The 20996-nt window shown below is 73.3% G+C and carries 18 protein-coding genes; 9 read left to right on the top strand and 9 right to left on the bottom strand.

The window, feature by feature from the left end; translation table 11 throughout:
* Window positions 1–53: 53 nt before the first annotated feature.
* The 6 genes from ACIPSA_RS11445 to ACIPSA_RS11420 all read right to left on the bottom strand — a co-directional run bounded on the left by ACIPSA_RS11445 (window position 54) and on the right by ACIPSA_RS11420 (window position 7837).
* Window positions 54–2357, bottom strand: a complete 2304-nt coding sequence (locus tag ACIPSA_RS11445) for a tetratricopeptide repeat protein (RefSeq protein ID WP_402632043.1) — start codon at window positions 2355–2357, stop codon at window positions 54–56.
* The gene (locus ACIPSA_RS11440) at window positions 2354–4078 is read right to left on the bottom strand and encodes a serine protease (RefSeq protein ID WP_402632040.1); all 1725 of its coding nucleotides are present in this window, start codon (window positions 4076–4078) and stop codon (window positions 2354–2356) included. Before ACIPSA_RS11440 ends, ACIPSA_RS11445 begins: the two co-directional genes overlap by 4 nt.
* A gap of 76 nt (window positions 4079–4154) precedes the next feature.
* Window positions 4155–4631 (bottom strand): TIGR03668 family PPOX class F420-dependent oxidoreductase, encoded by a 477-nt coding sequence (locus ACIPSA_RS11435; protein WP_402632037.1) that lies wholly within the window; start codon window positions 4629–4631, stop codon window positions 4155–4157.
* Between the two features lie 42 nt (window positions 4632–4673).
* Window positions 4674–5315 carry a phosphoribosyltransferase gene (locus ACIPSA_RS11430; RefSeq protein ID WP_402632035.1) on the bottom strand — a complete coding sequence of 214 codons (642 nt, stop codon included), beginning with the start codon at window positions 5313–5315 and terminating at the stop codon, window positions 4674–4676.
* 169 nt (window positions 5316–5484) lie between these two features.
* Window positions 5485–6705 carry a cytochrome P450 gene (locus ACIPSA_RS11425; RefSeq protein ID WP_402632032.1) on the bottom strand — a complete coding sequence of 407 codons (1221 nt, stop codon included), beginning with the start codon at window positions 6703–6705 and terminating at the stop codon, window positions 5485–5487.
* Between the two features lie 121 nt (window positions 6706–6826).
* Window positions 6827–7837, bottom strand: coding sequence for a DUF2278 family protein (locus tag ACIPSA_RS11420; RefSeq protein ID WP_402632029.1), 1011 nt, complete (start codon window positions 7835–7837; stop codon window positions 6827–6829).
* A gap of 200 nt (window positions 7838–8037) precedes the next feature.
* On the opposite strand from ACIPSA_RS11420, the gene ACIPSA_RS11415 reads away from it, so the two are divergent.
* Window positions 8038–8478 (top strand): SRPBCC family protein, encoded by a 441-nt coding sequence (locus ACIPSA_RS11415; protein WP_402632026.1) that lies wholly within the window; start codon window positions 8038–8040, stop codon window positions 8476–8478.
* The gene (locus ACIPSA_RS11410; protein WP_402632023.1) at window positions 8475–9062 is read left to right on the top strand and encodes a class I SAM-dependent methyltransferase; all 588 of its coding nucleotides are present in this window, start codon (window positions 8475–8477) and stop codon (window positions 9060–9062) included. The genes ACIPSA_RS11415 and ACIPSA_RS11410 overlap by 4 nt, the downstream gene beginning before the upstream one ends.
* 191 nt (window positions 9063–9253) lie before the next feature.
* On the opposite strand, the gene ACIPSA_RS11405 is transcribed toward ACIPSA_RS11410, so the two are convergent.
* Window positions 9254–9781, bottom strand: coding sequence for a Pycsar system effector family protein (locus tag ACIPSA_RS11405; RefSeq protein WP_402632020.1), 528 nt, complete (start codon window positions 9779–9781; stop codon window positions 9254–9256).
* Between the two features lie 142 nt (window positions 9782–9923).
* On the opposite strand from ACIPSA_RS11405, the gene ACIPSA_RS11400 reads away from it, so the two are divergent.
* From ACIPSA_RS11400 to ACIPSA_RS11370, 7 genes are all read left to right on the top strand, one after another.
* On the top strand, window positions 9924–10622 hold the full coding sequence (locus ACIPSA_RS11400) for a Crp/Fnr family transcriptional regulator (RefSeq protein WP_402632017.1): 699 nt from the start codon (window positions 9924–9926) through the stop codon (window positions 10620–10622).
* Window positions 10623–10781: 159 nt separating this feature from the next.
* The gene (locus ACIPSA_RS11395) at window positions 10782–11603 is read left to right on the top strand and encodes a hypothetical protein (RefSeq protein ID WP_402632014.1); all 822 of its coding nucleotides are present in this window, start codon (window positions 10782–10784) and stop codon (window positions 11601–11603) included.
* A complete protein-coding gene (locus ACIPSA_RS11390) occupies window positions 11581–13758 on the top strand; it encodes a hypothetical protein (RefSeq protein ID WP_402632011.1) in 2178 nt (725 codons plus the stop codon). The genes ACIPSA_RS11395 and ACIPSA_RS11390 overlap by 23 nt, the downstream gene beginning before the upstream one ends.
* Window positions 13755–15038: a hypothetical protein gene (locus tag ACIPSA_RS11385; RefSeq protein WP_402632008.1), complete on the top strand. Its 1284-nt coding sequence runs from the start codon at window positions 13755–13757 to the stop codon at window positions 15036–15038. Before ACIPSA_RS11390 ends, ACIPSA_RS11385 begins: the two co-directional genes overlap by 4 nt.
* Before the next feature lie 101 nt (window positions 15039–15139).
* On the top strand, window positions 15140–16267 hold the full coding sequence (locus tag ACIPSA_RS11380; protein WP_402632005.1) for a protein phosphatase 2C domain-containing protein: 1128 nt from the start codon (window positions 15140–15142) through the stop codon (window positions 16265–16267).
* Window positions 16264–17523, top strand: coding sequence for a hypothetical protein (locus tag ACIPSA_RS11375; RefSeq protein ID WP_402632002.1), 1260 nt, complete (start codon window positions 16264–16266; stop codon window positions 17521–17523). Before ACIPSA_RS11380 ends, ACIPSA_RS11375 begins: the two co-directional genes overlap by 4 nt.
* Window positions 17524–17564: 41 nt before the next feature.
* On the top strand, window positions 17565–18239 hold the full coding sequence (locus tag ACIPSA_RS11370; protein WP_402631999.1) for a hypothetical protein: 675 nt from the start codon (window positions 17565–17567) through the stop codon (window positions 18237–18239).
* A 16-nt stretch (window positions 18240–18255) separates the two neighbouring features.
* Here ACIPSA_RS11370 and ACIPSA_RS11365 read toward each other — a convergent pair whose 3' ends face one another.
* On the bottom strand, window positions 18256–19407 hold the full coding sequence (locus tag ACIPSA_RS11365) for an XdhC family protein (RefSeq protein WP_402631996.1): 1152 nt from the start codon (window positions 19405–19407) through the stop codon (window positions 18256–18258).
* A gap of 49 nt (window positions 19408–19456) precedes the next feature.
* Window positions 19457–20914: an NCS2 family permease gene (locus ACIPSA_RS11360; RefSeq protein ID WP_402631994.1), complete on the bottom strand. Its 1458-nt coding sequence runs from the start codon at window positions 20912–20914 to the stop codon at window positions 19457–19459.
* Window positions 20915–20996: the final 82 nt, after the last annotated feature.

Here is a 20996-nt window from a genome sequence, read left to right as displayed (position 1 = left end):
GTGTTCCCTTTCGACGGCTCGTCATGGGATTCGGAAGTCCAGAAGTCCAGAAGTCAGAAGGTGGTCATGGGCCGGACGGCGTTGGCCAGGTCGAGCAGGCGGCCGTGCTCGTCGGCGGTGCGGGCCTGACCGGCCAGCTGCCGGAAGGACTGTTCAAGGAGGGCGCGCAGCCGGTCCTCGGCGCCGGACCCGAGCACGGTCCCGGTGGGGAACGCCGGCCCCCATCCCCCGGCCGGCCGCCGGCCGAGGACGTTCTCCCGCACCTCGGCGACCAGCCGGGCCCGCGACTCGCCCTCGGCCGCTCCACCGTCCAGCCGCAGTTCGGGCAGCCGCCGCACGGCGTCCCGCAGGTCGGACACGGACGGCGCGGTGCCGTGCAGGGTGCCGGTGCGTATGCGCACCGCGGCGATCCGGGCCGTGTCGTGGTGCCGGGAGGTCGAGGGGACATGGTCGAGGACCCGCACCGCGTCGTCCCGCTGTCCGCAGGCCAGATGGCCGCGGGCCAGCCCGAAGGCGGCCGCCGCGTGGGCGGAGTCCCGCTGCCAGACGGCCTCGTAGAACTTCATGGCCCGGGCGGTCCGGGGATCGGGGTGCCCCCGCGTGCCCCGGTCCGGCCCGGTCCCGCGGAGCCGTTCCGCGCAGTAGCCGAGGGCGAGCTTGGGGACGTACTCGCCGGGCAGGGCCCGGTACACCGCCTCGAAGCAGTGGCCGGCCCGGCTCGTCTCGTCCTTGCTCAGGTGCAGGACGCCGCGGTGCCAGGCGATGCGCCAGTCGTGCTTGGCGTCCTGTGCCCCGAGTTGCGCCTCGGCCTCGTGGAGCCAGTTCTCGGCGTGGCCGTGCCGTCCGCTCCTCAGGTAGGCGCGGCACAGCCACAGGGCGGTCTCGGGGGTGCCCAGCCGGGACGAGCTGATCCACTGCTCGGCGACGCGGTCCGGGGCGTCCGGCGGGAAGGCGTCGAGCAGCAGGGCGGCGCCGTCGGCGGGGTCCGGGACGGGCTGGGGCAGGGCCGCGGCGACCTCGGCGGCGGGCGGCGGGCTGATGTCCAGCTCGCCGGCCCGGTCGTCGGGGCGTGCCGTCCAGTGGCCGAGCGAGGGGATCGCCCCGAGGCCGGCGTCGAGCGAGGCGTCGGTGGGACGGAACCGGGTGGAGCTCTCGGGCAGCTGCTCACCGAACCTGAGCGAGCGGAACTCCCGTAACACCTCCCACAGTTGCCGGGACATCTCGGCGGCCGACCGGAACCGGGCCCGGGGTTCGGCGTGGGTGGCCCGGTCGATGAGGCGGCGGAAGGAGTCGTGGGCGAGGCCGCGGGCCGGTTCCGTGTTCCGGGCCAGGGCCTGCAGGGTCATGCCGACCGTGTAGAGGTCGCTGTCGACGTGCCAGCCGCGCGTGTCGATCTCCTCCTGCGGCGGGGCGAAGGTGCTCGTGCAGACGTAGGCGGAGGTGCGGTCGCCGATCGCGCGCACCGCGCCGAGGTCGATGACCTTGATGCCGCGCCCGAAGTGGATGACGTTGGCGGGCTTCATGTCGCAGTACAGCAGCCCCCGTTCGTGCATGTACTGGAGCGCGCCGAGGATCTTGCACCCGTAGGTCAGCACATGGTCGAGGCGGGGGCGGCCCTTGAAGAGACGCTCCGCGTCCTCGGCGTCGAAGAGGTGCTGCAGGGAGCGTCCGCCGATGTAGTCCATGACCAGGTAGCCGGTGGGCGACTGGCCGGGCACCTCGTGTTCGGCGTACGTGATGATGCGGACGATGTCGGGGTGGTGCAGGTCGGTGAGCGAGCGCCGTTCCTCGACGGCGTTGCGGCGGGCCAGCGCGTCGTGGACGTTGATCAGTCCCTTGAACGCCACCCGGAAGCCCTCCGCGCGGGTGTCCTCGGCGAGGTGGATCCAGCCGAGGCCGCCGCGGGCGAGGCAGCCGAGGATCCGGTAGTGGCCGGCGACGACCTGGTCCGGCTGGAGCTGGGGCAGGAAGGAGTAGGGCGTGCCGCAGCGCGGGCAGCGGCCGGAGGACGGGGCGGGCTGTCCACCGTAGCCGACGCCGATCGTCATCGTGCAGCCGTCGGCACCGCAGCGGCGTCCGCCGGTGGGGGGTCTGGGGTCCTCGACGACCGGGTGCGCCGGGACGGGTACGTCGGGCAGGACGACCAGCCCGTGCTGGTCGAGGTCGCCGACGCCCGCGACGGCGTGGACGGGGGCGGGGCCGGGGGGTTCGGGGCCGGTCCGCGCCGGGTCGCCGAGGTCGGCCGGCGACGGCTGAGGAGGAATGTCGGCGGTGAGTGCGGGCCTGCGTCCGCAGGCGCCGCAGTAGCCGGTGGCCATGAGGCGGCCCGCGCAGCCGGCGTGGGTGCAGGACGTCATGGCGTGTCCTCGCTTCCGCTGTCGTCGGTGCCGGATGTGCCCGGGTGCCCGGAGCAGTAGGCGACGAACCGTCCGACGGCGCGTTCGGCCGCGTCGACGTCGCAGGGGGCTTCGCGCAGCAGCCCCGAGGCGGTCGCGTACAGCTCGTAGGCCGTCAGGTTCCGTCCGGGCTGCGCCGGGTCGGCCTTCCGCTTGTACAGCTCCCACACCGATGCGACCCGGCCGCGCAGTTCGTCGCGGCGCGCGATGCGGGCGTCGAGGATCGCGAGCGCCCGTTCCAGCCGTCGGGTGCGGCGCGCGGCGGCGGCTTCGTAGACGAACAGGTCGTCGGCCCGCAACGGTTCGGGCTCCCGGCCGGCGGCCTCGGTCAGCCGGCCGCGCAGCAGGCGGGTGAGCGGGATGCCGCGCCGGGCCCGGTCGATCAGGTGCGCGGTCTCGGGGCCGCCGCCGGGCAGGACCCGGACGAGGCGGGTGTCGAGGGCGGGTCCGAGCCGGTCCACGATCCGGTCGAGGTCCGTGCGCAGCCTGGCCCAGCGATCGCGCAGCGGCCGGTGCACGAGGGTGTCGGCGGCCTGCGCGGCACGGCCGTCCGGGGTGCGGAACACCAGGAGCAGCCGCGCTCCGCGCTCGGCGAGCCGCTCCAGCATCCCGAGCAGCAGGTCGGGTTCGGCCGCCTCGTCGACGCCGACGAGTACGGCGGCGAGGGTGATGCCCATGGCCACGATCTGCTCGGGCAGGGGGACCGCGGTGTCCCTGGGCACGCCGAGCCGTTCCGCGATCCGGTCCATGACCTGGGCGACCGTCAGCCCCTTGACCACGAGGGCGAGATCGTGTCCGCCGGGGGGCGGGACGGTCTCGGGCGGGTCGCCGGAGAAGCGGCTGGTGTTGTTCGTGGTGCGCAGCTCGCGGTCGGCCAGGGTGACGGCCCGTCTCAGGGTCCAGGCGCGGCGGCCGCGCACCGGGACGACGGTGACCAGCACCGGCCAGCCCTCGCCGCGGAACCAGGCGGCCAGTTCGGTGGCGAACGGCACGTCGAGTTCCCCGCCGCTGTCGCCGGGGTGGAGCTTCGGGTCGACGGCGGAGGGTCCGACCGTCCAGGCGGCGACCTGCGGGAGGTGCCGCAGGATGGTCTCGGTGGGGCTCATGTACGTGAAGGCGGATCCCTCGCCCGTGTCGACGCTGAGCACTATGCCGATGAGCTCGCCGGTCGCGTAGTCGACGACGCCTCCGCCGCTGAAGCCGGGGCCGGCGAGTTCGCCGGGGGTCTCGGGGCGCAGTTGCACCTGGCTGTCCCGGCCCCGGCCGCCGACCAGGGTGGCGCTGTGCCATCTGCCCCCGTCGTCGCCTTCCGGGAAGCCGTACATGCCCACGCCCTCGCGCGAGGCCGCGAGCCGGAACAGCCGGGTTGTCTGCCGGACGGGGCGTGGTTCGGCCAGCCGCAGCAGGGCCAGGTCTCCGGTGCGGTCGCCGAAGGAGTCCTCCTGCTGGGGGACGTGTTCGTCGGCGCTGACGGTGGCGGCGACCGCCGGGACGCCCCGCACGCCGACGAAGTGGACGACGTACTGTTCACCCGGGCTGACGACATGGGCTCCGGTGAGCACCCGGTCGGGACCGAGCAGCACTCCGGCGCCCACGACCGGTCCTCCGGCCTGTTGAATACGTGCGACCCAGCGCGGAGTCTCCATCCGCGACCTGACGGCTCGTTCCCCCGTGCGCGTCATGTGCCGAGGTTACTCCCCGTACCCGTCCGGTTCCACTGGGATGCACGACGACTTGACAGACTGGGGTTGACCTGGGCTATGGGGGTGCCGCGCGGTGCCACCGGGAGTCCGTGACCGCGCGCCAGCCGGTCCAGCGCCCGACGCTGACGGCGATCACCGGGCCGGTGGGCGGGTGGTCCCGGTAGGCGGAGTACTTGTCGCGCAGCAGGGCGAGGGCGGCCGCGCGGGCGTCGCGGGCGGCCGGGTCCGCCTCGTCGGGCGCAAGGACGCGGGCCTCGCCGTCGGCCCGGACCCACCACAGGCGGTCCCAGTCCTCGTCGTACGCGTCCGCCAGCAGGCACACGGACGGGTGAGCGGCGATGTTGCGCAGCCGCTTCAGCCGTGTGGTCGTCTTCGGCTTGTGGTCGACGACGGTCACGATCCCGTCGGTGCCGTGCGCGGCGAACACGACCGGCACCAGATGGGGGCGGCCCGCCGCGTCCACCGTCGCCAGCCGCGCCACCCGGGCCGCGGTGAACCGGCGCCGCGCCTCGTCCGCCGTCATGTCCGGCACCGTCGCACCTCCGTCGCCCGGCCGGCCGCCGGTGGCCGGCCGTCAGTGTCCCTGCAGCGCGTCGAGCACGTCGTCGTCCGTCAGCTGCCCGAAGTCGTCGTACCACTGGCCGACGGCGGTGAAGGCGTACGGCTGGTGCAGGCAGACCACGTCGTCCGCCTCGCCGCCCAGCAGGGCGACCGATTCCGGTGCGCCGACGGGGACCGCCAGGACGACCCGGGCGGGCGCCCTGCGCCGCACGTGACGCAGCGCGGCGCGCGCGGTCGCGCCGGTGGCCAGTCCGTCGTCGACGACGATCACGGTGTGGCCCCGGAGGTCGGGCGGCGGTCGGCCCCGCCGGTAACGCCGCTCGCGGCGGTGCAGTTCCTGCCGCTCCCGCTCCACGACCGGGGCGAGGGACTCCTCGGTCAGGCCCAGCCCGTCCAGGCTCTCCTGGTCGTAGAGCGGAGGATCGTCACCGGCGATCGCGCCGACGCCGAACTCCTCGTGGCGCGGGGCGCCGATCTTGCGGACGAGCAGCACGTCGAGCGGCGCCTCGAGCACCCGGGCGACCTCGGCGGCCACCGCGACGCCGCCTCTGGGCAGGGCCAGCACGACGGGGTCCGGCAGGGCGCCCTCGTCGCGCAGGGCGCGGAGCCGTTCGGCGAGTTCTCGTCCGGCCTGTTTTCGGTCCTGGAAGCGCATGGGTCGTCCTCTCGGCCGGCGGTCGGTCCTCGCTTTCCATGGTGATACGACAGCCGAAGAATGCGGGCATATCCATCCGTCCGCGCTCATACATACGCACCATCTGCGCACAGTATTTACGGATGGGGATGTACGGAGGGGGATGGACAGAGGGGCCCCGGGGCGCCCCTCACCAGGTCAGGTGGAGCTCCTGCGGGGAACGGTGGATCAGTGTCGGCCGCATGGTGACGGGGCGGTCGTCGGCCAGCCCCAGTCCGGGCAGCCGGCGCGTCAACTCCTCAAGTGTGATGCGGAGTTGCTCGCGGGCGAGCTGTGCGCCGGGGCACGCGTGCGCGCCGAAGCCGAAGGCCAGGTGGCGGACGGGGGTGCGGGTGATGTCGAACTCGTCGGGGCGGGGGTGCCGCCCGCCGTCCCGGTTGGCCGCGCCGAATGCGACGAACAGCGTGGCCCCGGCGGGGAGTTCGGTGCCCGCGAGGGTGACCGGCCGGGTGGTGACCCGGCGGAAGCCCTGGAGCGCGCCGTCGTGGCGCAGCGCCTCCTCGACGGCCGCCGGGATCCTGTCGGGTTCCGCGCACAGCAGCTCCCACTGGGGGCGGTGCCGGAGCAGGTGGAGGACGGCGGTGCCGATGAGCGCGGTCGTGGTGAGGTGCCCGGCGATCAGCAGGTTCTGGAGGTGGGCGACGGCCTCGTGCCGCTGGTCCAGGGTGAGTTCGGTCTGACCGGGGCCGGCCACGGAGGCGACGATCTCCGTGCACAGGTCCTCGCGCGGATGCGCGTACCGGTCGCGTGCGCAGCGGTCCAGGATGTGCTGCATGGCCACGACGTCCTCGGCGGCGGCCACCTGCTCCGCCTCCTCCAGTGGCCGGAACAGCAGTTCCTCGGCACGGTGTCCGCCGTGCACGACGGCGGGCACGTCGGCGGGGTCGAGGCCGACGATCCGCCCGATGACATAGCCGGGCAGCCGCTTGGCGTAGGCGGACATCAGCTCCACGCCGCTGTCCTTGGCGAACCCGTCGACGAGGGCGGCGGCGCGCTCGGCGGCGTACGGCACCGCCGCGGCGACCCGGGCCGGCGAGAGTGCACGCACGAGGGGCGCCCGTAACCGCTGGTGGCGCTCGCCGTCCGAGGTGACCACGACCGGCCGCCCGCCGAACCCGCCGCCGAGGACGGCGAACGCGGCGGGCGACGGCAGCACGTCCGGCCGGAGCGCGTTCGCCGACGAGAAGTCCTCGGTCCGGCGCAGCACTTCGCGTACGTCGGCGTCCCGGGCCACCAGCCAGGCGTCCAGCTCGGCGACATGGGTGAGTCCCTCGGTCTGCCGTGCCCGCGCGTAGTGCGGATACGGGTCGCGCATCAACGCGTCGAGCCTGCCGTGCGGTTCGCGGTCCACGGGGCGCCCTCCGGAACGGTGGTACGGGGACGCGCTCATGGTGCCGTACGGGCGTACGGGCGCGACAGGGGACGTACGGGCCGATGCGCGACCGGCGCCGGAACCGGTGTCGCAACCAGCGTCAGAACACCACGGTCCAGCCTTCCCGCGCGGCCTGGTCGCCGGTGTAGGAGACCCCGTCCACCTTCAGGCCGCCCGCGTCGACCAGGGTGATCTGGCCGCCGTGGTTGCCGAGTTGGACCCCGTTGGAGAGCGCCACCGGCAACGCGGCGCCGGGGGCGAGCCGGCCGGCCGGTACCGCCGCCCGCTGACCCACGCGGTCGACGAGGTGCCAGCCGGTCAGGTCGACCGGGTCGGGTGAGGCGTTGAGCAGCGTGACGTTCTCGGCCTCGGGCGTCGGACCGACCGGGTTGACCAGCGCGGCCACGATGCGCACGCGCTGGGAGCCGGGCTCGGGACGCGAGGTGTCCACCTCGTCGATGGGCTGGCCGGTGACGTCGTCCGTGTGCCAGGCCTGGCTCTGGAAGGCGAGGAAGATGGCGACCCAGCGGTTCTGGGCCGGGAAGCGGATGAGCAGCCCGCCGTCCTGCCACACCCCGTCGTCCTGCTTGAAGCGGCCGCTGCTGCCCTGGTTCATGTGGATGTCGTGGACGCCGTTGCCGGGCAGGAAGCCGAACACCTTGTCCTTGATCTTCGGTTCGGGGCCGAAGCGTTCGCCGAAGAGGTACATGCGGGCGTCCTGGTCCTCGACCGCGCGCTGCACATAGTGGTCGAGGAGGTCGGCGAGGTCGTTGTCGGGACCGGACACGTCCGGCGGCAGTGTGCGCATCTTCCCCGGGTCGAAGAGGTTTCCGCGCACGAAGTCGAGGTTGGGTCCGCCGGGGCCCGGGGGCAGCGCGTTCCAGCCGCTCTGCAGGCCGTCCAGACGGGCCGTCACCGGATGGTGGAAGTCCTCGTCGACGAGGTACAGCAGTTCCGAGGGCTGCTGCTGCGACAGGACGTTGACCGCGGCACGGTAGTGCGTCCCCGTGTCGTCGGTGAGGTGGATCTGGTAGTGCGGAGTGTCGGTGGCGCCCTCGCGCCGGGTGCCGACGACCCGCGATATCAGTACGCCATAGGCTTTCAACGGCATGACGACCAACTCCCCCTGGGGGCAGGCGTAGTGCCCGCCCGTACGAGGAATGGTAGGAGAACGCGGCTGCGCGCCGCCCGAGTGGTGCGGGATCCCGCCGCACTGACCAGCGTACGCCCGCTTCAGAATCGCCCGCTAGTGCAACCGTCCGAGGCGACTCGGGGCCCCCCTTCGGGCAACCGCTTCCCTAAGATCGTCTCGTGGTCACATTCCAGCTCGAACGCACGGCACCGCTGCCGATCGACGAGGCGTGGCGCCGGCTCACGGAGTGGCCCCGCCACGCCGACTCGGTCCCGCTGACGCGGATCACCGTGGTCACCGATCCGCCCACCCGGGAGGGCACGCGCTTCGTGGCCCGTTCGGGGATCGGGCCGCTGTCCTTCGCCGACCCGATGGAGGTCACCGTCTGGCGCCCGCCGCTGGACGGCGAGCCCGGCCTGTGTCGCCTGGTCAAGCGCGGGCGGGTGGTCCTCGGCTGGGCCGAGCTGGAGGTACTGCCGGGACCCGGCGGCCGTACCCGCGTCCTGTGGCGGGAGGAACTACGGCTCCGCGGACTCCCGAAACTCTTCGACCCGGTCCTGGAGCGGACGGCCCGGTCGGTGTTCGGGCGGGCGGTGAACAGGTTGCTGAGGCGCGCATGACGACCGCGGACCGGCAGCGCTGGGAGGAGCACTTCGCCGCCGGGAAAGGCTTCCGCGAGGTCGACGCGCACGAGACGCGCCTGCTGGCCGCCGCCGTTCAACCGCGCGCCGGGCAGCGGGCGTTGGACGTGGGGTGCGGGCTGGGCAGGTACGCGGCGGTGCTCGCCGGGCTCGGCTGCCGGACCCTCGCCGTCGACTGGTCCGACGCCGCGGTCTCGGCGGTCCGCGACCGGTACACGGACCTGGAGCCCCGGCTTGCCGTCCGCCGCCTCGACTTCGAGGACACCGCCGAGGCAGCGGCACGACTGCCGCGGGCGGGCTTCGACCTGGTGACGATGCGGCTGGCCCTGGCGTTCATGGCCGACAAGACGGCCGTCTCCACGCGCGTACGCGCACTCCTGGCCCCGGGCGGCCGGTGGCTGGTGACGACGCCCCTGACCCACCGTCTGCCCGAGGCGCGCCGCAGCATCGGCCTGTCCCCGCAGGACGTCGCGGCCATGACGGAGGGCTGGAGCGACGGCTGCTGGTACGACCTCGAACCGGGCGGACCGCGCTGCTTCGTCCTGCGCATGCCGCCGGAGTGACACGAGAAGCGGACGGGCCCGCTTCAGGCGGACACCGGTCCCCCGTCGGCCCCACCTCGCCGTGGCCGGAACAGCACGCATCACGCGCCCGGATCCGGCAGGGTCGGTACGGCCCGGGTTCGGCACCGCCCGGGCCTTGGCAAAGGGGCGGTCGGCGGTGGACAGTGGCTGGCGGGGTGCTCCGCAGCTGCTCAGCGCCCCGCCAGCGCCGCGACGAGCATCACGACAGCCACCGCCGACACCCCGAACGACAGCTGAACCAAACGGTACTTGCGCCACGCGACTTGAGCCATCACCACCATTTGCCGGCTGAGCACGGGCAGCGGGTCGGCCGTCCGGAGCACCTCGGCGAGCCGGTCCGGGTCCCAGTGCCGCAGATGGCCGAAGTACACGAAGTCGGCCGGCCCGTTCCGGTCCCCGCCGGAGACCCTCATCCGAGGCAGGACGACCCACATGGACAGCAGCACCGCGATGCCCAGCAGCGCGGCGGCGCACCACAACGGCCAGGAGGGGAGGCGGCCGGAGTTGCCCCCGACACCGTCGCTCGCCAGCGCGACCGCGACGGCGAGCCCCGCCGTCTGGAGACTCGAGGCGAACGCAGCCTTCGTGTCCACCTTGCCCGTCCAGTCCACCAGCGCCTCATGGATCCGCCACGCGTCGGCCACGGCCTCCGGGCGCGGCACGGGAGTGGGTCCCGGGGCGGGTGTCGTCCGTTCCATCGCTGTCCCCCTCGGCTTCTACCAGTGTGCTTCGTCCTCAACAGGCGTGCTCCGTCGGCTCCTTCATAGGGGGCGGCTCGCCACGGCGCTGCGTCAAGTGGCACACAGCCGGACCGTTGTCGGCCGGGGGAAGTGAGCGGGCATGCCGGACAGGATCCGCCGCGGGCTGCCGCGGAACGCGATGACAGCAGAGCACTTCGCTCCCGAGGAACTCCTGCTGTTCCGCGGCGTGGGCCACGTCCGCCGGTGGAACCGGAGCGACATCCTGATGCGCGAGGGCGAACCGGCCGACTTCGTCGTGCTGCTCACCGGCGGCCTGGTGAAGGCCACGGTCGACTCGGCGAACGGCTACACCAGTCTGCTCGCCCTTCGCGGCCCCGGTGAACTCGTCGGCGAGCTCTCGTGCGTCGACGGCCGCCCGCGCAGCGCGACCGTCACCGCGATGCGCCGGGCCGAGGGCGTGGTGGTCGCCTCGGAAGCGTTCCTGCGGCTGCTGGAGCAGAACGCCGCCCTGGGACTGTCCGTGCTGCGCAGCGTGGTGGCCCGGCTGCGGGACTCCGACCTGCTGCGCGCGGCACAGGGCGCGCACACCACCCGCGCCCGGCTGGCCAGCCTGCTGGTCAAGCTCGCCGTACGGCACGGTTCGTCCGCGTCGGAAACCCTGCCGGGCGCCATCTCCGTCCAGGTCAACCAGCACGAACTGGCCGCCGCTGCCGGGGCGTCCAGGGAGTCGGTGGTGCGGTGCCTGCGAGCCATGCAGCACGAGGGCCTGGTGGCCACGGGGCGGGGCCGGACCATCGTGCTCAACCTGGCCGGACTGCGCCGATGGGCCGACGAGTGACACAGGTCCCGGAGAACCGAACCGGTTGAGAGCGGCACTTCTACCGCTGAATGCGTCAAATGACGCTGTACGGCGACATCGGCGGGGCTTCCATCGTCCTCTGGCGCCCGGACCGACACGGCTTCGCGGGGGAGCGGGCCGGGCGCCCCGATCGGGGGCATGACCCGTATGAGGGCGAAGGCACGGCACTACTCCATCGTCGTGGTGGACATCGAGCGGTTCGGCAGCCGTACCAATCCGGTCCAGCAGTGGCTGCGCGACCGCCTCTACGAACTCGTCGACGAGGCGCTGGACGAGACCGGCGTCGACCGCGCGGCGGCTCCGCCGCCCTCGGACCGCGGCGACGGGTTCTTCTGGCTGCTGCCCGGTGACGTGGACAAGGTGGACCTCACCGGACGCTTCGTCGGCCTGCTGCACGACAAGCTGCGCGCACACTCCATGACCAGCAACGCCGAGGGCGCGATGCGACTGCGGGTGGCGCTGCACTCCGGCGACGTCGCCTGGGACGGGCGCGGCTGGCAGGGCGAGGAGCTCAACACCGCCTGCCGGCTGGTCGACCTGCCGGCCCTGCGCGCCGTGCTCACCGAGGCCGTCCGGGCACAGGTCGCGCTCGCCGTGACCGGCGACTGGTACCGGCGGGTGATCCAGCAGGACTACCCCGAGGTCGAGCGCGCCGCCTTCCGCCGGGTCCCGTTCGACGCCAAGGAGATCCGCGGCGAGAGCGCCTGGATCCGGGTGCCCGGTTACGACACACCGCCCGGGACGCCGCCGCCGGACGAGTCGGACGGCGACGGACCGGACGACCTCGGCCCCCGGCAGCCCGGGGGCCCCACCGCCCAGGGCGAGCAACCGATCGGGGTGTACATCGACGTCAAAGGGCCCGTCGCCGGCCCGGTCGGCGGCGACCTGACGGTCCAAGGCGACTTCCGAGTCGACCAGAGCTCTGGCAGGGATCGCGATGACCTCGACCGATCCAGGTAACGGCGAACCGGGCAGGCCGCAGCGGCAGAGCACCCCGGAGCCGCGGCCCCCCGGCGACCAGGAGGACGGCGACCGCAGGGCCGGCCCGCGCGACAGGCATTCGGTCCAGGTGGGCAACCGGCGCATCTCGGCGGGCGAGCGCCTGGGCGCCGAGCGCGACGCCGTCAACGGGTTCCGCATCCACTCCCAGATGTTCACCGGCGGCCAGAACGTCTACCTGGGCCAGGGCCCGGCGGCCGTATGTCTCTACCGGCTGTCGGAAGAGGAACTCGACGAGATCCGTACGGCGTTCGTCGCACCGGACGGCCATCGGGCCGTGGCCGACGAGGTGCGGGCGCGGCCGGTGACGCTGCTGGGCGGTCCGGCCGGGGCGGGCAAGGACGCACTCGCCCGGTCCGCGCTGCTCGCCGCGGGACACAGGGCGGTGTTCCGCCTCGACTCGGACACCGACCCGACCGCGCTGACCGCCGCCGATCTGACCACGGGCGCGGGCTACGTCCTGCCGGATCTGCCGCAGCACACCGCCGACGCGCTCACCCCGTTCGCGCTGCGCAGGCTGGCCGCCGAACTGAACAGCGGCGGGCGGGGCTGCCGACTGGTCGTCACGGTCAGCCCTCCGGTGCGGCCGGCCGATCCGGACGTGGCCGCCGAGCTCGTCGAGGTGCCCTCGCGGCCGGACGCGACCGAGGTGGCGAGGGTCCACCTGTACTGGCGTGCGGGCATCCCGCACCGGGCCCGTGCCGAGCGGATCCTGGCCCGTCCCGATGTGAGGGACCTGGTCCGGGACCGCCTCGTCGGCGTACGGACGGCCGACGCGGCCGAACTCGGCCGGCTGCTGTCCGAGGCCGCGGCCGCCGTACCCGAGGAACAGGTGGCCGAGCGGGTGCGCGAGCGGACGGAGGCGCACGCCGGGCAGTCGTTCGGCCTGTGGCTGGAGAACCTCAAGGACCTCGCCCGGCAGTGCCTGGCCATCGGCGTGGCGGCCTTCGGCGGCGAGGCGTACGTCACCGTGGCCTCCCTCTCCCGCGACCTGGAGGAACGGCTGCAGGCTCCGGAGAGCCCGGAGAACCCCGACCGGCGGCGCGGCACGCCGCTCGGCGGGACCCGCCGGGCCCGGCTGACGGACATCCACGCCACCCTCGTCGAGTCCGAGGTGGAGACCCGGCACGGCGGAGCCCGTGGGCTGGTGGTGCGCTACACGGACCCGGAGATGGCGCTGCGGGTCCTGGAGCACGTGTGGGCCGAGTACGACGAGATCCGCGAGGAACTCCCGGGCTGGCTGCGGCAGAGCGCGGTCAGCGAGCTGCCCACGGTCGCCGTCCGGGCGGCGGTCGCGGCCGGGGTGCTGGCCCGGCACGCCTTCGATACGGTCCGTACGCAGATCCTGCTGCCCTGGGCGGTCTCGGAGAACGACCAGCTCAGGGACGCGGCCGCGACCACGCTGTGGGTCGTCGCCGACGATCCGGCGCACGCCGCGGCCGCGTACAACCTGGTGCGCGACTGGACGGAGGACGACAGCCCTCAGCTGCGCGCCACCGCAGCCCGCGCCTGGCGCGTGGTCTTCGAACGCGACGGCACCGAACGGGCCTGGGCCCTGCTGCACTCCCTCGCCGACAGCGAGGAACTCGAGGTGACGGAGGCCGTCTGCCTGAGCCTGACCGACTACATGGCGCTGGGGGACGGCCGCCACCGCCACGACGCGCTCGACCTGCTCGACCAGTGGGCCGTGTCGGGCAACTACGGCTCGCAGCGCCGCTTCACGGGCGCCCTCGCCTTCCTGTTCGCGGCCAATGATCTCCTGGAACGGGTCCCCGGGGACGACCGGCGGTGGTGGCCGTCGCTGCTTGTCGCCGTCGCGCGCCACCCCGGGCTGCTGCCGAGGGTGGCCGCGCTGTGGGAGGAGGCGGTCAACTCCCCGGACCTGTACGAGGCGGCACACGGGGTGCTGGCCGGCTGGGCGCGGCAGGTGGAGGCGGACCCGGCCGGCCGTGCGGCCCTCGCCCGGCTGCTGACCGCCGTCGCGCGCCGTCCGCGCACCGAGTTGATCGTGCGGCACCAGGCCGCGGCGTGGGTCCGGTCCGAGGGCGGCCTGGGTGCCCCGCGGACCGGCCGCGCGGTCCTGGACCATCTGGACGGAAGGAGCACGGGTCAGTGAACGACCGGAAGCCGGACCTGCTCGTCACCGGGCCCTTCGGGGTGACCGTGAGTGACCGCGGGGCCTGGGCCAAGCCCAACCAGACGCTCGTCTTCACCCACGACGACGGTTCCGCGACCGAACTCCAGCGCCGTCCTTCGGCGTTCGGCTCGTTCAGATACCGCTACCGGTACGGCGTCGACACCAGCGACCACGTGACTCGATGGACGGAGTCGCTGACCAGCGGCACGGGCGGCTACTCGTTCCAGGCGGCGCTGGAGGCGCGCTGGAAGGTGACGGGGGCGACGGAGGTGGTGCGGCGCGACATCCGGACCGTCGCGGACGGCGGCAGCACGGTCCAGGTGGCGATACGGGATCTGCTGTGGCCCTACGCGGGGCAGTACGGCATCGAGCGGATCGACGACTTCGCGCACATCGTGCGGTCCGTCCTCTGCGGCCGGAGCCACCAACTGCCCGAGGGACTCACCGTGGTGACGCTCACCGCCCGGATCCACCTGGACGACCACGCGGCGGCCCATCTGCGGCAGCTCAAACAGGAGCAGTTCAACCGGCAGTTGGCGGTGGAGAAGAACAAGACGGACATGCTGGCCCATCAGCTGGACACGGATCTGCAGCAGGCGAAGGACGCGGCGATGCGGGCGGTGGTGACGGGGGACGGCGGGCTGATGATCCGGCTCCTGTCGCAGGACCCGAGCAGGCTGCACGAGATCATGCTGGAAATGGGCCAGCGCCACGACATCGCGGTCGAGCAGAAGAGCAGGCTGCTGAAGGATCTCATCGACGCGCGGCTGATCCAGCCCGCCGACGCGCAGACGATGTGGGCGGAGATGCACCGCCCGGCGTCCCTGTTCGGCGGCATGCCGACCGCACTGGCCCCGCCGACGGGCGGCCGGCCGCCCGCCCAGCTGATCCCGGGCGTGGTGGTGACGCCGCCGGACGACGCCCCGCCCAAGCCTCGCCGAAGGGAGCCGGAGGCGGGCGCCCCCGGTCCGTTCCCGCCACGGCCCGACCACACGGTGCCGACACCCACCCCCCGCCCACCGGAGCCGTACCCGGACCCGCCGGCACCCGTCACCCGCCCACCGGAGCCGTACCCGTACCCGTACCCGGACCCGGACTCGGACCCGCTGGCACCCGCCCCCGCCCCCTCCGGGCCGGACCCGGCGCCGACGGTGGTCGATGACGACGGTGGCGGCTCGGCCAACGTCGTCGGCTCCACGCCCGTGGGCCGGCGCCGGCCTCGCACGGACGGCGACGACACCTCCGGCGCCCCGACATGAAGCGGGAGGGCGCGCACCGACAAAGTCCGGTACGGCGAAGGCAGGTGGTCGCGGCCACGGTGGTGGTGCTGGCGGCGGCCGGGATCTGGGGAGGTGCAACGATGGCAGGCACCAAAGGCACGCTCACTGCGGCGGCGGGAGCCGTCGTGGCCCTCGGAAGCGGGGTGTGGTGGCTCCTCAGGGCGGCCACCCGGCCGTCGGAGGACGCCTCCGGTTCCCGGGTCGAACAGCCGGGCGACGGACGGACGCACCCGCCGGGTTCGGCGGGGGGCGCTCCACAGGGGTCCGGGCAGCCGCCCCCGGAGGCCGTCGTGGGCACGTCCGAAGCCCCCCGGCCCCTCACCCCCTCGCCGCCCCCTGTCCCCGCCGCCGGCCGTGGCTTCCCCGTGCTCGCGCGGGCGTCACGGGCCGCCGCCGCGCCCTGGCTGTTGCCGGCGGCGGGGTCGGCGCAGCACGGGATCGCGGCCGACTGTGCGGTGCTGGGCGGGCTGCGGATCCGGGCGGCATCCGTGGTGGGGCCCTCGCACCGGGGGCGGGCCGTGCCGCGGCAGGACGCGTACCGGATCGGGCGGGACGCGGCGGGCCGGTACCTGGTCGCGGCGGTGGCCGACGGCATGTCGGACAGCCGGCACTCGGACGTCGGCGCGAACGTGGCGACGGCCGCCCTGGTCGCGGCGCTGCGGGACGCGCTCGACGCGCACGGCGACCCGGACCGCATCGACACCAAGCAGGTGTTCCTGGCGGCGGCCGGCCAGATGTACCGGGCGGCCGAGCAGCGCGGCTGGGACGCCGACGACGTGCGCGCGGTGGCCGTCACGGCCGTGGTTCCGGCCCACCCGGACCCCGTCGGTGTACGCCGCGTCTGGCTCGCGGCCATCGCCGACGTGAGCGCCTGGCGGCTGCGTGAGGGACGGTGGCAGCAGCTGATCGGAGAAGAGAAGGGCGGGCTGGACGCGAGCGCCGTGGCCGGCTTCCTGCCCCATGATCCGGCCCGTTTCGCCCGCGTCCGCGCCGAGTTGGGGCCCGGTGACGTCCTGGCGCTGACCAGCGACGGGGTCGCCGACGCCTTCACCGTCGTACCGGGCGCCCGGGCCTGGTTCGCGGAACGCTGGGAACGCCCCCCGGCCATCGGCGACTTCATGCTTCAGGTCGGCTTCGAGCAGGCGCAGCTGCAGGACGACCGCACGGCGGTGGTGGTCTGGCCGGACGATCGGGAGGGGCGGGGATGAGTGCCGTGCGGACATGGTCCGACAGTCCCTTCCGAACGACCGTGGAGCGCGGCGCGGTCCGGTCGGCGAAGGTCCTCGCCACGGACAACGGGGAGTCCACGCAGGTCTACGAGATCGCGGACCACCCCGGCTGGCTGGCCAAGCTCTACCGCAGGCCGCTGACGGACGCGGCCGCCCACACCCTGCAACGGCTGGTGTACCTGCCCACGACGATGTCGGAGCACGACCGGTCCGTCGTGGACACCCGTATCTCCTGGCCCGTGGCCCGCATCTGCGACGGCCCGCATGTCGTCGGCGTCGTGATGGCGAAGGCGCCGGAGCGGTTCTACAAGCGGCTCCTCTCGTTCGACCAGCGGCTCAGGGATCCCGAACCGCTGCCGCTGGACTGGCTCGTCCACTCCGACGAGGCCTGCGTGAAGCGTGGCATCCGGCCCGCCGACATGAGCGTGCGCACGCGGGCGATGCTCGAACTGCTGGAGGTGGGCGCGATCTTCGCCCGCCACGACATCGTCTACGCCGACTGGTCGTACATCAACGCCTTCTGGGAGGAGGGCACGGGCGCGGTCTTCGTCATCGACATGGACACCAGCGGCATCGGAACCCGCCGGTGGATCGAGACGATGTGGTGGGAGGACCCTCTCTACCCCGACGCCACCAAGCCTGCGCTGACCGTGTACAGCGACCGCTACAAGCTGGCGATGCTGACCGTGCGCTGCCTCACCGGCCAGCGCAAGGACGTGCTCGCCGCCCACGGCACGCTGCTGCAACGGTTCGGGCGGAGCCCCTTCCACGAGGCGGTCGGCCGCGCGTTGCACGCGACGGAGCCCGCCGCCCGCCCGTCCCCCGACGAGCTGTTCGCGGCTCTCGGGCCGCACCTGCTCAACGGCTCACCGCGGACGGAGCCGGTGCAGGCGGCGCCCGGCGACAACGTGGTCGCCGAGGTGCCGGTGTCGGGCCGTACACACCGCCGCCCCACGCCTCCCACGCCTCCCGAGCCTTCGGGACCTTCGGAACCGCGGGTGAACCCGCGGCCGGCCGCGCCGCGCAAACCGTCCGCACACCCCAGGCCCGCTCCGCGGCGCGATCCGTCGGCACAGCCCGCGCCCAGGCCGCAGAGCAGGCCGGCCGCACCGGCCCGCCCGGCGAACCGGCCGCCCGCCCGGACCTCCGGGTCGGGATCCGGGCTCAGCACCACCACCATCACCGTCCTGGCCGTCATCTGCGTCGTCATCATCCTCATGATCATCGGCAGATGACGGCAGGAACGGTACGACAACGGGAGACAACGGGAGACACCGTGGAAGCCGCGAAACCGAAGGCGCTGCCGGCCTACTTGGTGCTGGACACGTCGCGCTCGATGAAGCCGTACGAGAAGCTCCTCAACGACACCCTGATGAGCATCTACGACACCCTGTTCACCAGCCCGCAGACGTCGGAGTTCGTGCACCTGTCCGTCATCTCGTTCAACACGCGATCCCATCTGGTGACGCCGATGACGGACATCGAGCAGTTGCGGAGCCTGCCCAAGGTCGTCTGCGACGGGTGGACCAACTTCGGTCCGATGTTCCAGCTGGTGCGCAGCCGCATCGGCGAGGACATCGAGCGGCTGTCGGCGGCGGGAACCCAGGTGCTGCGCCCGGTGGCCTTCATCCTGACCGACGGCTCCCCCACCGACAGTCCGAAGGGCAGCTGGACGAAGGACCTCGACGCCCTGCTCGACCGCGGTTTCCGGGCTCACCCGCACACCATCTCCTACGGTTTCGGCAGCGCCAGCGAGGAGGTGCTCAAGCGCGTCTCCACGCTCGCCGCCTATCGGGCGGAGGAGGGCACGCACGCCACCGCCGAGGCGCTCACCTCGGCCCTCAACAGCCTGTTGAACTCCCTGGTGGCGTCGGCGCGGGCCCGGCAGCTGCAGGTGCCGCAGGAGGTCAAGGGCTACAAGACGGTGGAGCTCGACGCGGTGATCGACTGACCGCCGCGGCCGCCGTTCATGCCACCGACCCGATCCGCGCCGCCGGCGGCGACGCCGGGTCGTGGTGGATCGGCGTGTGCGCGCCGGTGAGCGAGACCCCGCTGCCACCGCGGCGGTCGGCCACGATCTCCGACGCGATCGACAGGGCCGTCTCCTCGGGTGTGCGGGCGCCGAGGTCGAGGCCGATCGGGGACCTGAGCCGGGCCAGTTCCAGTTCGGTGACGCCTACTTCGCGCAGGCGTTCGTTGCGGTCCAGGTGGGTCCGGCGGGAGCCCATCGCGCCCACGTACGCCACGGGCAGGCGCAGGGCGAGCTTCAGCAGGGGTACGTCGAACTTGGCGTCGTGGGTCAGGACGCACAGGACGGTCCGGGCGTCCACGTCCGTGCGCTCCAGGTACGTGTGCGGCCACTCGACGGCGATCTCGTCGGCCTCGGGGAAGCGGGCGCGGGTGGCGAACACCGGGCGGGCGTCGCACACCGTCACGTGGTAGCCCAGGAACTTGCCGACACGGACCAGGGCGGAGGCGAAGTCGATCGCGCCGAAGACGATCATCCGGGGCGGCGGGACCGACGACTCGACCAGCACGCCGATCGGGGCACCGCAGCGGGAGCCCTGCTCGCCGATCTCCAGGGTGCCGGTGCGGCCCGCGTCCAGGAAGGCGCCGGCCTCGGCGGCGACCGTGCGGTCCAGTTCGGGGTGGGCGCCGAAGCCGCCGTCGTACGAGCCGTCGGGGCGGACGAGCAGAGCCCGGCCCCGCAGCTCCGCCGGACCCGACACGATCCGCGCGACCGCAGCGGCCTCCCCGCGTGCGGCGGCGGCCAGCGCGTCCGCGACCACCGGACGGACGGGGTCGGCCGCCCGTACCGGGGTGACGAGGATGTCGATGATGCCGCCGCAGGTCAGGCCGACGGCGAAGGCGTCCTCGTCGCTGTAGCCGAAGCGCTCCAGGACGGTTTCGCCGTCCCGCAGCGCCTGTTGGCACAGGTCGTAGACGGCGCCCTCCACACAGCCGCCGGAGACCGAGCCGATGGCCGCGCCGTCGGCGTCCACCGCGAGGGCCGCACCGGGCCGGCGCGGGGCGCTGCCGCCGACCGCCACCACGGTGGCCACGGCGAAGTCGCGTCCCCGCTCGACCCACCGGTTCAGCTCCTCGGCGATGTCCAGCATCTCTCGGTCTCCTTAACAGCGGTTGCGTGGAGGGGCTTTCGAGGAGCCGCTAGCGCACGCCCAGCCAGCTCTCAATGGGATGGAGGGCGAAATAGACCAGGAAGATGCCTGCGAGGCCCCACATGAAGGCGCCGATCTCCCGTGCCCTGCCCTGGGCGGCCTTGATGGCGGCGTAGGAGATGACGCCGGCGGCCACGCCCGCGGTGATGGAGTACGTGAACGGCATCAGGACCACCGTCAGGAACACCGGGATCGCGGTGGCCCGGTCGGCCCAGTCCACGTGCCGGGCGTTCATCAGCATCATCGCGCCGATGACCACCAGGGCGGCGGAGGCGACCTCCTGCGGGACGATGGCGGTGAGCGGGGTGAAGAACAGGCAGGCCGCGAAGAACAGGCCGGTGACGACGGAGGCGAGGCCCGTGCGGGCGCCCTCGCCCACGCCGGTGGCCGACTCGATGAACACGGTCTGGCCCGAGCCGCCCGCGACACCGCCGATCGCGCCGCCCGCGCCGTCGATGAACAGCGCCTTGGACAGGCCCGGCATCCGGCCCTTGTCGTCGGCGAGTCCGGCCTCGGTGCCGACGCCGATGACGGTGGCCATCGCGTCGAAGAACCCGGCGAGGACGAGCGTGAAGACGATCATCCCGACGGTCATCGCGCCGACCTTGCCCCAGCCGCCGAACTCGACGTGCCCGAAGAGCGAGAAGTCGGGCATCGAGACCGCGCTGCCGTGCAGTTCGGGGGCGCCGCTCGCCCACTGCTTCGGGTCGATGACGCCGGCCGCGTCGAGGACCGCGGCGACGACCGTGCCGCCGGTGATGCCGATGAGGATGGCGCCGGGGATGCCCCGGGCCTGGAGCATGAAGACGATCAGCAGGGTGCCGGCGAACAGGAGGACCGGCCAGCCCGCCAGTTCACCCGCGGGGCCGAGGGTGACCGGGGTGGCCTTGCCCTGGTGCACGAAGCCGGACTTGTAGAAGCCGATGAGGGCGATGAACAGGCCGATGCCCATGGTGATGCCGTGCTTGAGCGCGAGCGGGATCGCGTTCATGATCATCTCGCGCAGGCCGGTGACGACCAGCAGCATGATGACCACGCCGTACAGCACACACATGCCCATGGCCTGCGGCCAGGTCATCTGCGGGGCGACCTGTGAGGACAGCACGCCGGAGACGGAGAGGCCGGCGGCGAGCGCGAGGGGCACCTTGCCGACGAACCCCATCAGCAGTGTGGTGAGGGCCGCCGCGAACGCGGTCGCGGTGATGAGGGCCTTCTGGCCGAGCGTGTCCCCGGCCGCGTCCTTGCCGGACAGGATCAGCGGGTTGAGCAGGAGGATGTACGCCATCGCCATGAAGGTGGTGACGCCGCCGCGCACCTCACGCGCGACGGAGGATCCTCTCGCGGATATGTGGAAGTACCGGTCGAGCCACGACCTGCCGGCCGGGATGCGGGTTCCCGCACCCGCGTCCTCGTCGGTGGTTCCGGGCTCGATCGACTGCTGGGTCATGGTGCCGTCTCCCAAGGTTCACAGGGGCACCCGCACGTCGCCTTCCGCGACGTGCGGGATTTGGGATGTGCACGACCCGGGG

The sequence above is a fragment of the Streptomyces sp. NPDC086549 genome (assembly GCF_044746205.1).
In the GTDB taxonomy this organism is placed as follows: Bacteria; Actinomycetota; Actinomycetes; order Streptomycetales; family Streptomycetaceae; genus Streptomyces.
The sequence above is the reverse complement of the archived record's forward strand: the minus strand, read 5'-3'. Positions and strand labels throughout refer to the sequence as shown.